This is a genomic window from Pseudoalteromonas gelatinilytica (assembly GCF_001641615.1).
Lineage (GTDB): Bacteria > Pseudomonadota > Gammaproteobacteria > Enterobacterales > Alteromonadaceae > Pseudoalteromonas > Pseudoalteromonas gelatinilytica.
The window spans coordinates 69,936-84,578 of sequence record NZ_LRRU01000019.1 but is presented as its reverse complement, the minus strand read 5'-3'; the positions used below and the strand labels follow the sequence as shown (position 1 = coordinate 84,578).

The 14,643-nt window shown below is 40.8% G+C and carries 12 protein-coding genes; 4 read left to right on the top strand and 8 right to left on the bottom strand.

The genetic code is table 11. The annotated features are described in order from the left end of the window. The first annotated feature begins 6 nt into the window (after nt 1-6). Nucleotides 7-306: a DUF1496 domain-containing protein gene (locus tag NH153_RS10825; protein ID WP_105173382.1), complete on the top strand. Its 300-nt coding sequence runs from the start codon at nt 7-9 to the stop codon at nt 304-306. 56 nt (nt 307-362) lie between these two features. Further along, entirely contained in the window at nt 363-629 is a 267-nt protein-coding gene (locus tag NH153_RS10820; RefSeq protein ID WP_063703663.1) for a VF530 family protein, read from the top strand. A gap of 10 nt (nt 630-639) precedes the next feature. Here the strand turns inward: NH153_RS10820 and NH153_RS10815 are convergent, their stop codons facing one another. Next, nucleotides 640-2,259: a diacylglycerol kinase family protein gene (locus tag NH153_RS10815; RefSeq protein ID WP_063703661.1), complete on the bottom strand. Its 1,620-nt coding sequence runs from the start codon at nt 2,257-2,259 to the stop codon at nt 640-642. Between the two features lie 304 nt (nt 2,260-2,563). On the opposite strand from NH153_RS10815, the gene NH153_RS10810 reads away from it, so the two are divergent. Then, nucleotides 2,564-3,253: an anti-sigma factor gene (locus tag NH153_RS10810; protein ID WP_063703658.1), complete on the top strand. Its 690-nt coding sequence runs from the start codon at nt 2,564-2,566 to the stop codon at nt 3,251-3,253. 179 nt (nt 3,254-3,432) lie between these two features. Beyond that, on the top strand, nt 3,433-4,530 hold the full coding sequence (locus tag NH153_RS10805) for a HupE/UreJ family protein (protein ID WP_063703655.1): 1,098 nt from the start codon (nt 3,433-3,435) through the stop codon (nt 4,528-4,530). Nucleotides 4,531-4,551: 21 nt separating this feature from the next. Here NH153_RS10805 and NH153_RS10800 read toward each other — a convergent pair whose 3' ends face one another. The 7 genes from NH153_RS10800 to NH153_RS10770 form a co-directional block, all read right to left on the bottom strand. Further along, the gene (locus tag NH153_RS10800) at nt 4,552-5,169 is read right to left on the bottom strand and encodes a TetR/AcrR family transcriptional regulator (RefSeq protein ID WP_063703653.1); all 618 of its coding nucleotides are present in this window, start codon (nt 5,167-5,169) and stop codon (nt 4,552-4,554) included. Nucleotides 5,170-5,297: 128 nt separating this feature from the next. Then, on the bottom strand, nt 5,298-6,701 hold the full coding sequence (locus tag NH153_RS10795) for an efflux transporter outer membrane subunit (RefSeq protein ID WP_063703651.1): 1,404 nt from the start codon (nt 6,699-6,701) through the stop codon (nt 5,298-5,300). Beyond that, complete coding sequence (locus NH153_RS10790; RefSeq protein WP_063703649.1) at nt 6,701-9,832, bottom strand: efflux RND transporter permease subunit; 3,132 nt, start codon at nt 9,830-9,832, stop codon at nt 6,701-6,703. Before NH153_RS10790 ends, NH153_RS10795 begins: the two co-directional genes overlap by 1 nt. 12 nt (nt 9,833-9,844) lie before the next feature. Beyond that, on the bottom strand, nt 9,845-11,008 hold the full coding sequence (locus tag NH153_RS10785; RefSeq protein WP_063703647.1) for an efflux RND transporter periplasmic adaptor subunit: 1,164 nt from the start codon (nt 11,006-11,008) through the stop codon (nt 9,845-9,847). Nucleotides 11,009-11,221: 213 nt separating this feature from the next. After that, nucleotides 11,222-12,310: a 6-phosphofructokinase gene (locus tag NH153_RS10780; protein ID WP_063703644.1), complete on the bottom strand. Its 1,089-nt coding sequence runs from the start codon at nt 12,308-12,310 to the stop codon at nt 11,222-11,224. 71 nt (nt 12,311-12,381) lie between these two features. Next, nucleotides 12,382-12,795 (bottom strand): hypothetical protein, encoded by a 414-nt coding sequence (locus tag NH153_RS10775; protein WP_063703642.1) that lies wholly within the window; start codon nt 12,793-12,795, stop codon nt 12,382-12,384. An 86-nt stretch (nt 12,796-12,881) separates the two neighbouring features. Then, on the bottom strand, nt 12,882-14,576 hold the full coding sequence (locus NH153_RS10770) for a cyanophycinase (RefSeq protein ID WP_063704471.1): 1,695 nt from the start codon (nt 14,574-14,576) through the stop codon (nt 12,882-12,884). Nucleotides 14,577-14,643: the final 67 nt, after the last annotated feature.

Genomic DNA, 14,643 nt, shown 5'->3' with positions numbered 1-14,643 from the left:
CGTAATTTGTTAAAGAAAATTTTAATTCTAACTACATTGGTTATTTTACTGTTTTTAAATAAATCAATGGCGAAAGAAAAACCCCTCGTTGTGATTGATGGTCAAGAAACGCTGAACAATCACAGAGTATGCTGGTACGAAAATAAGCGCTATACCGAAGGTGCGTATATCGTCGTTGGCGAGATGACGTTAATTTGCAGCGCCAAACAGCCTAACTTTTCAAACAGTGATTTGGCATGGCTAAGACTCAATGCAAATGGTGAAATTATTTATCCCAAACAGGCTAAAACGATTCATGTCAATTAGCTTAACGTTCACAGATAGGTTACTATTGCGCGGTTGCAAATAACCTAAGATTTATCATGGACAATCAACCTAATAATCCGTTGCATGGCATTAAGCTAGCTGACATCGTAACTAAACTTGAAGAAAAGCTTGGTTGGGATGGTATGGCAGCGCATGTCGATGTACGCTGCTTTCAAAATGATCCGAGTGTAAAATCGAGCCTAAAATTTTTACGAAAAACACCATGGGCGCGCGAAAAAGTTGAACAGTTATATATTGATACTTTTATCAATAACAACGCGGCTGATGACGGCTCGTTCCAATGGAAAAGCATTAAGAAATAAAGCAAAAGCGCTATTCTTCAGCGACAATCACCGAAAGCGATTTCGGTGATATCTCTACTTCAATTTTTTCCGCTGTTTTCACCTCACCATCTATTACATAACTTAAGCCAGCATCTGCACTCACTGTTACTCGTTTTGCGTTTGTGTGGTGGCTATTAATGGCAAAACTAGTTTGCGTAATACTCGAAAACACTAACTCAGCAATACTGAGTGTACTCGCTTTAGAGTCCGCACTGGGTGTTAACCAATTTACATCAAGTAAGCCATCTTGATGATCTGGCTGCCCTGCAGATTGAGCAAGTAAGGTAGTAAATGGCGCAGCGTTGGCAATGATTAAACTTGTGGTATTAATTGTTTGCGGTTCGTTATCATCAAGCGTAACCAGATAATCTTGCGCCTCATGCTCACCTAATGCTTGCCAAAACCCTTGTAAATACGCAAGTTGCCCTGACTCATTTTTTGCATCACGGTGAGCTTTTTCAATCATCTTTTGTTCAAAACCAATGCCTGCAAGTAATAACATACGCTCACCATTGCACACAGCGGTATCTATTCGGCTTGCCTGCCCTTCAATTATCAGTTCACACGCTTGTTCAACAGGAATAAGTTTCGATTTAATCCCCATTAGCACATGCGCCAGTGCATTGGCGGTACCAAGGGGGATAATCCCCAGCTTACAGTCTGTATTAACAAGTTCACTTGCAACCTCTGTTACTGTGCCATCGCCACCACAAGCAATGACTACATCAGGGTTCAATTCAAGTGCCTCTTTGGCTAACTCAGTACCGTTTACCTGTTCCGACGTTGTATAAACAGTTAAATCATAATACTCAGATAAGCGGGATGTAATTTGCTTACGTTTTGCTTCCCACAGTTTTGTGCCAGAAACCGGATTAGCAATAAGCACCGCTTTATTCTTTATTAATAAGTCACCACGGCGATGACGTTTCACAAGATGACGTAGCTGACGTTTATTTAAATTTGCAGTTTCACGTGTCTCTTTAATTTGCGCCAGTACTTGGTGCACATCGGCATCTTTGTTTTGGCTAAGTAAGTAAGCAGCCATCACAAAGACAGAGCGCCCTCGACCAAGGGCACAATGCACAACCACCCTTCTATCTTCTTTAACTTGGTGATCAATCCAATTAATTGCTTGGTGTAATTGCGCGCTTGTTGGCACACTATGATCAAGTACAGGGATATTTAAATAGCGAATATTCTCTTGGGTAGAAGACCACTCAAGACCATCAAATTCACACGTCACATCTAAAATAGCCGTGATACCCATCTCTTTCATGGTGTCTATATCTGAAGGAAATAAACGACAAGCTAAAAATAAATGCTCATTAATTTGTTGCAGTGGTGGCACTTTGTCATTTTTTCTTGACCACGCATTATAAAGTTGCGCGCCAAGTAAAAAGGGAATGAATGCCCATCGTATGTAAATGGGGATGACACCATTTTCTCGTTTTCTAAAAATACGTGCGATATTAAAAAAGTATGCGCCACTGACTAACAGTAACGACAATGCAGTCCAATAAAAGAACAGCGCAAAATACACTGTTTCAACCCGAATAGCCGCAATTATAAATACAATCGCTAGTGCTAAGTAACTAAATGCTGCCCACATAATCACTCCTTGTTATTCTAATTACAAAGTACGTTGCAAATTTCACTCCAGTAAAACCGCCTTATTTAAACTTGGTGGCTATTTAAAATCAGTAGCTTAGCGTTCACTTAAAAACCTATACTTTAAGTTTAGGACATTTTTTCACAACTTTATGAATAACTTACAATTATTTACACAAGGCACGATTGATAAATTTGCCAAGCTGTTTTTCCCTGCTAGTCTAAATTAAAAGCAAAAACTAATAATCACAGAGTTTGAGTGTCGCTTTTGTCAAAAACTTAAATCAATTCGAGCCTAATTCGTTATGAAATACGATGACCAAACGCTACTTAATTTACTTGCAGCAGAATACGTTCTAGGCATATTACATGGCCATGCCCGTGATAGATTTAGCCGCTTAATGCGCACCTCTCCTCGAGCCCGATACGCAACCTCATTATGGCAAAGGCATATAAAGAATTTAGAAAACGCGATTGAATCTAACCCACCCGATCAACAAGTGTGGGATAAAATCACAAAACGAATTGACCCCATATTTTTACCAACACAGAAGAAAGCAAAAGACCCTAACTATGGAATTTTTAAGGCTTGGGGTGCAATTGCCACAGCAGTCTGTATTGTATTGGTGTTAATTACTTGGCAACCGCAAGAGTCATTTAGCGATAAAGTCACTCATTCAGTGACATTTTATGATTCATCAAATAAGCCACTTTGGAGTTTAGATATAAGCGATCACAGCATTTTACTAAAAGCGGCTAGTGACATGAGTTTTCAAACTGATAATGACTACCAGTTATGGATCCGTTTAAAAGGCTACCCTAGCGCCATCCCTATTGCTTTATTACCTAAAACAGACAGTAAAGAAATTGCCCGAAATGCATTATTTAAACCGCAAAATATTGCGTTACTGGCGATAAGTCGAGAACCGATTGGCGGTTCACAATCAGGCTCCCCAAGTGAAATTCTTTATACAGCTGAACTTAACGTCAACTAACCATACAAAGCCAAAACACTCATTATTAAAACACGAGCAAAGCCACTATTTCTAAGACAGATGACCTAGCCGTTAAACCTGTGTACTTGCTATAGTAACAGCCCCTTTTTACTTATCTTAAAAGAAATGCGGTCATTCGAGCATAAGACTTGCCCGCCAGTATTATCTTAGGAATAAACATGAAAAAGTCGTTGTTGTTTACGCTATTTCTATTGATTTTTAGTTTTACCAGTTATGCCCACCAGCAAAGTACCGCTTACCTTACTTTAGAACAACAAACGAGTCATACACTTTCACTCACAGGCTCTTGGCAATCCTCTGTGACTGACCTCGATAAAGCGATCAAGTTCGATAAAAATCAAGATAATGTAATTACATGGCATGAAATTACATCACAGCAACAAGCAGTATTAGACTATCTAAATAGCCATTTTAATGTGTTACAACAAAATCAAAGCTGCAAGGTCACGGTTGATGGTGCACTTAGTATAGATAACCACTTTAATCAGTCGTATATCCATGTGCCACTACAAGTTGATTGTCCATCTGATAGTTCTATAACAGTTAATTACACAGCCCTATTTGATATAGATGAGCATCATCAAGCAATTGCCGCCATTGCTAAATCAAGCCGCGTATTTGAACAAAATACGGCAAAACAAGTTATCAACTTTAAAGAGCAAAGCTTCACCACAACGTTTATTGAATATGTACATCAAGGCATATTACATATTTGGATGGGCACAGATCATATTTTGTTCTTAATCGCGCTATTGCTGGGCTGTGTGTTAGTACGTAAGCAAGGCGAGTGGCAACGTGTCGAGTCTAAAAAACAAATCCTTGTTGATACAGCTTGGATCATCACCGCTTTTACGCTTGCTCACTCAATGACCCTCACAGCAACTGCTATGAATATCATATCGCCAAACACCCGATGGGTAGAATTAGGTATTGCGCTTTCAGTATTATTTGCTGCAATAAATAATATTTGGCCAATGATTGTGCGTTTAGGTTGGATCACCTTCTGCTTTGGTCTATTGCACGGTATGGGATTTGCGAGTGTGTTAGGTGAGCTTGGCTTATCAAATGAATACCAGCTAATGAGTATTTTAGCGTTTAATTTAGGGGTTGAGATTGGTCAACTGGTTATTTTAGCTATTTGTTTACCGCTACTAATGCTACTTAGAAATAACCCCTGGTACAAAAAAGCCATTATGCCAGCAGGCTCAGTGCTAATTGCAATTATGGCAATCCAATGGTCTATAGAGCGCTTTTAACAAGCGCTTTTAACAAGCACTTTATTCAAACGGTAACAACAAGGTTTTCATTGCCGGACGCAACGCTTTATGTAACTCATTGATATTAAGATCTGGGTTTAACATCTTACGCAACAAGAGCCCCCCCATGACAGAAAACATCACTTCAATACGAGCATTTACTTCTTCAAGTGCCGTTCCTTGTAACGGCCCTCTTTCACCTACTAATAATTCGCGCATTGAATCACGAGCGTGGCTATCTGAGCCACGTAGTAAGTTAGCTACTTTTTCATTACGCGCAGCTTCGGCCAACATTTCTAAATCAAGTGCACCTTGATTTAAATCGGTATGGCGCTCAACACCTCTGTCAAGACCATCAAGCAACACAGTAACGCGGTCGCCTGGTTTATCAGCAAACTCTTTAAAAATTGAGAACATTTCTTCCATATCACGTTCTACAATCGATTCTATAATTGCTTCTTTACTGGCAAAGTAATTATAAATATGGCCGGCGCTCATGCCTGCAGTTTTAGAAATTTCGGCCATTCCCGCGCCATGATAGCCTTTACGTCGAAAACAATCCGCTGCGGCACAAAGCACTTGATTACGTCTTGCCTCGGCAAGCGCAGGGTCATTGTGTCTTTTCGTTTTTTGCGTCATGGTTTCTCCAAGCTTTACTGACTATGGTTAACTTAAATTTAAACAAGGTTTACAGGATCTTAATCTTAGAGGAGAGTCAAAACAACTAAGATCCTGCAAAACCTTAAATAAATTATGCTTTTGCTGATTTATTGCACAGATTTTTGTGCATTCCAGCCGCCACCCAGTGCTTTATACAAATTAATTTGGCTCGCCAGATATGCTTGTTTACCCAAAATTAACTGTTGTCCAGCACTGTACCAATTTCGTTGTGCATCCAATACTTGTAAGTAACTGTCTGCCCCTTTTTGAAAACGCGCATCCGATAAAGTAAAAGATAGCTCATTACTTTGATATAAGTCATTGAGCGCATCTAGCTGATGCATATAACCTTCACGATCAGCAAGTGCATCAGAAACCTCTTTAAACGCTTGCTGTATGGTTTGCTCGTAGCTGGTTAGTGCCATTTCTTGTTGAGCTTTTGCAACATCGAGATTAGCTTGATTACGACCCATATTAAAAATAGGCAAATTTACCGAAGGTACAAAACTCCAAGTACCTGAGCCTGAATCAAACAGATTACTCAAGTCAGCTGAAGCTGTCCCCGCATTCGCGGTTAAACTGATGCTTGGATAGAATGCCGCTTTTGCCACACCAATGTTTGCATTGGCTGCCAGTAAATCATGCTCAGCTGCTTTAATATCAGGTCGCTGAGTCAATAGCTCAGACGGTAACCCCACTGGTACATCCGGTAAACTCAGTACATCATCAATATTTTGTGATGGTAATAAATCCGCAGTGACAGTTTTACCCACTAAAAAATCGAGGGCATTTTTATCACGCTTTAATAAACGCTGATAGTTTGCAATATCAACCTTCGCGGTTGCTACCGTACTTTCAAGTTGCGATAGCGTTAACTGAGAAGCTGCACCAAGGGCAAATGTTTTACGGGTTAGCTCTAAAGACTCCTGCTGTGACTTTAAAGTCTCGTTTGCAAGTGCCAAAAGCTCTTTGTCCGTCGCATAGTTAAGCCATGCATTCACTAATTCTGAAATCAAACTAATGCGTACACTTGTTAAACTGTATTCGGCCGAATAAAGATTTTGCAAAGCTTGCTCTGATTGGTTGCGGACTTTGCCCCAAAGATCAATTTCATAAGCGGTTAGGCCAACAGTCGCTGAATAATTTTCAGAAATAGTTGCTTGTCCGGTACCAGATAAATCTGCCGGAAGACGCTGACGCGTACCCGATGCATTCAAATCAATGCTTGGGTAAAGCGCTGAATCTTCAATCTGGTACATTGCTCTTACCTGCTGCACATTCAGTGCAGCAGTTTTTATGTCTTTGTTGTTTTCAAGTGTGAGCGCAATCAGCTGTTGCAGCTGCGCATTACTGAAAAATGACTGCCAATTGAGCGCATTGATATCGCCTGCTGTACCTTGGATATCATAGTTTTGAGCAACGGGTAATTCACGCTGCTCCATATCTGGCGCCATATTACAGGCAGATAACATAAGTGCAGCAACAGACACTGAGATTAGTTTAGCTTTCATTATGCCTGCTCCTCATTCGTTGATTTTGTTTTACCTGGGAATACACGACGCACCAGTACAAAGAACAATGGTACAAACAACACCACAATGGTCGATGAAGCAAGTGTACCGCCGATAACAGCAATACCTAGTGCGTTTTGCGCACCCGAACCCGCACTTGATGCAATTGCTAGGGGTAGTACACCACAGACAAATGCCATTGATGTCATAAAGATTGGACGTAAACGAAGGCGAATAGCAGCCACAGCAGCATCGACTAATTTCATACCTTCATCCATTTTATGAATCGCAAACTCTACAATTAAGATGGCATTTTTTGATGCCAAACCTATGGTGGTTAAAAGACCTACTTGTAGATAAATATCGTTAGATAAATTAAATACAAACGAGGCAATCGATGCACCAAATACCCCAAGCGGTACAATTAGCATAACCGCAGCAGGAACTGACCAGCTCTCGTATAATGCCGCTAGACATAAGAATACAACCAACAATGAAAGTGCATAAAGCAATGGTGCTTGACCACCACTTAAGCGCTCTTCATATGAAATACCTGTCCATTCAAACGACACGCCAGCTGGTAATTTCTTAACCATTTTCTCAACTTCAGCCATCGCTTGACCAGTACTGTAACCCGGCGCAGCCGCACCTTGTATTTCCATCGCTGAGAAGCCGTTGTAACGCTCAAGACGCGGTGAGCCATAAGTCCAATACGAATGAGCAAACGCCGTAAATGGCACCATGTCACCACTTGCGTTACGTACATACCATTCATCTAAGTCTTCTGGCACCATGCGTGATTCAGGTGTGCCTTGTAAGTACACTTTTTTCACACGGCCACGGTCGATAAAGTCATTTACATAGCTACTACCCCACGCTGTCGATAACGTATTATTGATATCAGCTTGAGTAAGACCTAATGCTTCGGCTTTTGCTAAATCAATATCAAGTTCAAGCTCTGGCTTATCTTCTTGACCATTCGGGCGCACACCCGATAGCACAGGATTCTGCGCAGCCATACCTAAAAACATGTTACGTGCTTCAAGTAGTTTTTCGTGACCTAGGCCAACCCTATCCTGTAAGAACAAGGTAAAACCGTTTGCAGTGCCAAGCTCAACAACCGCTGGGGGTGGGAAAGCAAATACGAACGCTTCTTTAATCGTTGAAAAGTAACCCATGGCTTTACCCGCAACTGCACCGACTGATAGATCAGGGCGTTGACGTTCATCCCAGTGTTTTAACCCAACAAAGCCGATAGCCGCATTTTGACCAGAACCTGCAAAGCTAAAACCTGTTACCGTAAAGATAGATTTAACCGCTTCTGATTGATCTTCTAAGAAGTGGTGCTCCATCTTTTCAACGACTTTTAACGTTTGCTCTGTTGTCGCACCCGCAGGTAAGCTCACTTGGTTAAACAAAATACCTTGGTCTTCATCTGGTAAAAATGCCGATGGTAATTGTGAGAAAATAAACACCATACCACCCACGATTAAACCGTAAATAAGTAAGTAGCGTTTACTGTGTTTGATCATGCGAGACACAAAACCTTGCGCACCCGAGTTTGTTTTGTCAAAACCACGATTAAAACCAAGGAAGAAACGACCAATAAATGACTTGTTATTGTGAACATGACTTGGTTTTAAAATAGTCGCACAAAGCGCTGGTGTTAAAATCAACGCAACTAGCACAGATAGACTCATAGCTGTTACTAAAGTGATTGAGAACTGACGGTAAATTACACCTGTAGAGCCTGGGAAGAACGCCATAGGCACAAATACAGCCGACAGCACCATCGCAATACCGACAAGTGCGCCTTTGATTTCATCCATCGATTTACGTGTTGCTTGTAATGGCGATAAGTTTTCTTCAGTCATTACACGTTCAACGTTTTCAACAACAACGATGGCATCATCTACCAGTAGACCAATGGCAAGTACCATCGCAAACATAGTGAGTGTATTAATTGAGAAACCAAACACTTGTAAAATGGCAAACGTACCTAGCAATACAACAGGTACTGCAATGGTCGGAATAAGTGTTGCTCTGAAGTTCTGTAAGAATAAGTACATTACTAAGAACACCAGTACAACAGCTTCAATCAGAGTGCTTACTACTTTCTCAATTGAAAGTGATACGAATGGCGTCGTATCGTAAGGAACAACCGTAGTTAAACCTTCAGGGAAGAAAGGCTCAAGTTCAGCAAGCGCGGCTTTTACGCCGTCTGCAGTATCAAGTGCGTTGGCACCACTGGCAAGCTTAACACCTAAACCCGATGCAGGTTTGCCGTTAAAGCGCGCAACAACACCGTAGTTTTCACCACCTAATTCAACATTTGCAACGTCACTTAGGCGAACAACTGAACCATCAGCATTGGTTTTTACAAAAATATTTCTAAATTGCTCAGGTGTTTGTAAACGGCTTTGCGCTGTCACCGTTGCATTTAATTGTTGGCCACTTACTGCTGGCAAGGCACCTAGTTGACCTGCCGACACTTGCGCATTTTGAGCACTGATTGCAGCGCTAATATCTGCAGGAGTTAACGAGTATTTAAGTAACTTAGCTGGGTCTAACCAAATACGCATTGCATATTGAGAACCAAACAGTTGTACTTCACCGACACCATTTACACGCGAAATAATATCAAGCACGTTTGATGAAACATAATCACCGATATCGATGTTATTCATACTGCCGTCTTCTGATACAAAGCCTACAACCATCAGGAAGTTACGGGCAGATTTTGCAACCGAGACACCTTGACGCTGTACTTCTTCTGGCAATAACGGTGTTGCAAGCGACAGTTTGTTTTGTACTTGAACCTGTGCGATATCAGGGTCTGTATCTGCACTAAAGGTTAAGGTTAACGTCGCTGAGCCATTTGACTCAGAGGTTGATGACATGTAGAGCAAGCCATCTAGCCCTTTCATTTTTTGTTCAATAACCTGTGTAACCGTATCTTCAAGAGTACGGGCCGACGCACCAGGGTATGTGGCTTGAATACTAATTGCAGGTGGTGCAATTGATGGATACTGCGCAACCGGCAAACTTCTAATTGCTAAGATACCTGCCAGCATCACAACGATAGCAAGTACCCATGCAAATATGGGCCGATCAATAAAAAATCGTGACATTAAGTTTCTCCGTTACTGGCTATTAGCTGCTGATTCTGCAGGCATTGCATTGACTGGTGCACCTGGGCGGATTTTCTGTAAACCTTCAACAATTAGCTTATCGCCACTGTTAAGGCCATCTGTCACTAACCAGTTTGAGCCCACAGTACGATCTGTTTTAAGCACGCGAGCTTCTACTGTGTTGTCTTTGCTTACAACCATGGCAGTAGGCTCACCTTTAGTGTTTCTGCTTACGCCACGTTGCGGTGCTAAAATCGCATCACTTTTCACACCTTCAACAATCACTGCACGAACATACATACCAGGCAGTAGTAATTTTTCAGGGTTAGGAAATTCAGCACGTAACGTTACTGAGCCTGTGCTTGGATCAACGGTTACTTCAGAAAATTGCAATGTGCCTTTATGTTGATAAGTGCTGCCATCTTCCATCTTTAATTCAACTTTTGAATGTAAAGCAGCATCTTTATCAAGCTCACCCGCAGCAATGGCTTTTTTTAAACGTGTTAGTTCACTGCTCGACTGGGTTAAATCAACATAAATAGGGTCTAATTGAGTAATGGTTGCTAATGCTGTAGCTTGATTAGCGCTAACAAGTGCACCGGCAGTGACATCTGATTTACCAATTTGACCACTAATTGGTGCTAACACTTTGCTGTAGTTTAAATTGATTTCAGCAGTTTTAAGCTGCGCTTGAGCTGTTAGTAAGTCTGCTTTTGCACCTTTGTATGCTGCATCTGCTTCGTCGTAATCTTGTTGGCTTACTGCTTTGATACTCAATAGTTCTTTATAGCGTTCAGCTTTTGCTTTTGCATTAGCAATACTTGCTTGTGCTTTTGTGATAGCCGCTTTGCTAGTCGCTACTTCAGCTTCAAAAGTAGATGGATCGATTTGATATAAGGCTTGGCCCTTTTCTACTTCAGCACCTTCAACGAACATACGTGATTGAATAATACCGTTAACCTGTGGGCGAATTTGCGCGATACGTGAAGCAGCCACACGGCCTGGCAATTCTTTAGTTAGCGTAAGAGGTTTGCTTTGCATCTCAATAACGCCAACAGGTACAGCTTGTGCTGCCTGCGTTTGCCCTTGAGCCGATTCAGATTGGCCGCAGCCTGATAATAAAACAGCACCAGCCAAAGCTGACAGTGCAAAAAATGGAATGCGAGAGCGCTGCATGTGTAGTTCCTTAGTTTAGAGTGAACGATCATTCTAAACTAAAAAAGGCACAGATCAACCATCTTTAAAGAACTTTACATTAAATAAATAGCTTGCTTTAGCGCGTGCTTTTTGTGCAATAAATAAATTACTAATTGAATTATTGCGAAGATAACTGAGAAAGTTGTTTTAAAACTATTAGATATGCGAATTGAAGGAATAACAATTCGCAGATTATTCGCCTAAACACATGCCCATAGCGCGGGCACTTGTTATTAAAGAATGCTCTAAAGGAATGACGCGATATTCTGAAGTAGCTTCTTTTAAACTGATTGGTTTAATTTCACCGTCTTTACTGACAGGGATAAAACCAAACTGACCTTTCTTTACTAGCTCAAATGCCTTAACCCCAAACTCTGCTGCAAGCACCCTATCGAACGCATTCGGTGTACCACCCCGTTGTATATGCCCTAACACAGTGACTCTTACATCAAGATCAAGCGCAACACGTATCTGCGAAGCAAGTTGCTCAGCTATACCACCTAGTACAGGGTTTTCGTAACCACGTTCATTAGATTGTTTACTTACAACACCACCAGCAATAGGTTTAGCTCCTTCTGAAATGACGATATTGGCAAATCCATGGCCTTTATCAAAACGTGACGTTAATTTGGTTTTAATCGCTTCAATATCGTAAGGAATTTCTGGAATAAGTGCGACCTCAGCACCGGCAGCAATAGCAGAGTGCAAACAAATCCAGCCTGCATCGCGCCCCATTACTTCTGTCACAATCACCCGATTATGACTTTGCGCTGTTGGTATTAGCCGATCAATGGCTTCGGTAGCTGTGTCGACAGCAGTCTGAAAACCAATTGTGTAATCAGTACCATATAAATCATTATCAATAGTTTTTGGTACCCCAACGATATTTAAGCCATGCTCAAATAAATGCTGAGATACCCTATGTGAACCATCACCACCTATATTTATTACCGCATCAAAACCAAGTTGCTTTATCGTACTGATCAGCTCATCAGATCGGTCAATAAACACTTGTTCGCCAGCTATTTCAGCAGGAAATGCGGTTGGGTTTCCTTTATTAACAGTTTCCAGAATTGTTCCACCACGAACATGAATACCAGCCACCACTTCACTGGTTAAGTGTATAATATCGTTAGGCTTTTCAAGCACACCACAGTACGCTCTTCGGCTACCATACACCTGCCAATTGCCATCATGTTCGGCTGCTTTAACCACCGCTCTGATCACCCCATTAAGCCCAGGGCAATCACCCCCACTTGTTAATAGCAGTAATTTTTTCATTGTGTTACCAACTTCGTTCACTGATTAATTAGAGATTAGCTTATATGTTGAACTTTCGCGTATGACTTACATCAACTAAAGTTCGGTTTCTTATGAGTAGAAAAAAGCGCCACAAATAGCACTAGTAATACATACTTAGGCAAACTAGTCAGTAAAGTGGTGTTATCAATATTTGCAGAAAAGGTGTTAAAAGCAAAATATAAATGCAGTGCAAAAAATGGTGTCAGCAATATAAAATATGAATACGCTTTGTCTTTGAGATAAAGCGACTTACTTATTAATAAAAACACCAAAAGTAACGCTAATAAAGGAAGACCTAAAGTAACGATATCAACCATTGATAAAGCAAAGTTAGGTGACAATTCATAAAGCGGGGAAAGTACTACTGTAGGTATCGCAATAGCTGCGCCATAACCTATGACTGGTATAGATAAATAGGCAAATAAACAGCCAAAAATAAATAAAAGTAGTACGTTATATTTCATAACTCCATTCCATGGTTTGTTCATTATTAGTCTAACGCTAACTAATAATGAACAAATAATCCACTACTTTTTCAGTACCTTAACTGCTAAAATGTCTTAACTTTAAAAGCTAGGTTTTCTACCGCACAGCCTGTACTACTCGTATTTACACGGTAATAATGAGTATTGTCAGTGGCATTTAAATCCAATAAAAACTCATCGTGCTGGGCTACTGCCTGTTGTTCTTGGGTTAAACACATAGCTTGTACAAGCGAACGTAATTTAGCATCTGAAAAAATAGTGCCAAAACGCTGCATCGGCAGTGGCGGAATTTTAATATTAGGGAGTGCATTATCAACAGTTCGTTTAGCGAGATTAAAGCCATCCTTTGTTACATCAATAACTGCACCTGCAGGCCAATAACTAATTGCTCCGCTGTTTTTAGCGTCTGATTGAACATGCACGACACCGCTTTTACCAATCACCGTCATTAATGAGGTTTTACCTGCTCGAATTGATACAAGGGCTGTGGTTTCATCAATGCCAAAACCATTCTTTTGCTTTGTATCTGCCAGTAATCTAGCCAAACGCATTGTTCTGTTACGCTCGCTAAAGTGTGTATCAAGAACACCGTACGGAAAACTGCCTAGTCCACCTTGTTTTTCATAAGTGAGTGAATCTGCTGAAAGCTTATCACCACATTCATTATCACAGCGTTCACTTGGCGGTGATACCGCAAACGCACCTTCTCTCATTGCAGCTAAACTTGTGCCGTTTGTGATCATTGGTACTGAACCATAGGCATTTTTACCACCACTTTGCACCGCAGTGCCTGCGCTAGTGCCTACAAGTAATGGCCTTTGTAAAATTGCATGAGTCCAAGGGTATTGCTTACCCTCTTCATCAAAAAGAACTTTTCTGGTTAAACTTTGATCGCCCCCGTTAAACATAATCCCCGTGGCATTTTCAATTAGCTCAACTAAATGATCTACCCCTTTATCACAAAGCGCTTTTTCGGCCTTAGTTCGATCAGGGTAAATTGTCTCACGATTAAAAACGCCCATGGAGTCACTACGTAAAGAATCCAAACTCTCACATTGCTTACTGGTTATCGCTTTTGCTAAGGCAGGAGTAAGAGGTAACCAGCTTGATTCAACACCATTAAAGTTTAATAACCCTTCATAAAAGTCAGCTGATTCATATGGGTCTCTGCTTGAAGCTGTAACAGCCAAAATTGCTGGTGATTTGGTGGTTGTTTTTAAAGAAGCAGCAACGAAGTCTAAAATATCATTAGCTGCACTTTCGTTATTATCGCTTGTACTAACCTGCTCTTTTTGACGGGTCGAATCTGTATTTAATACAGCAACTTCAAGTGAATCTATGACAAAGTTGTATTCTGAATCAGTGAGTTCGTTTAGTAGCTTGTTATCTAAATCACGCCATGCCCATAAAATATCACTTTTAGTGATCACACCTGAGTTTTGACGTGCAATTTGTGCTAAAACCTTGAGCGTTTGCTGACGATTTTTTTTATTCTTGGTTGGCCAGTTTGTCTTAATTTCACTTAAGGCATCATTATTTAATCGATATTGATTATTCTGTTTACCACTGATCTGTTTATTCGAAAGGCAATTTTTAGGGCTCATACTTGAGCAAGTGGTCAAGGCACCGCCGACTAAGACCAACGTTTGCTGTTGATCATTTGCATAAACTTTGCTGCCAAATGACGCGAAAAACAAACCAAATACCAAAGAAAAAGCTGAAGTTTGATATTTAGTCTTTTGCTCCTTAAGGATGTTCATATTGTTACACTCTTGTAAAAAAATATTAGAAAATTGCTTGCGCAGCTTTTTGTTGCTTGCTATAAAA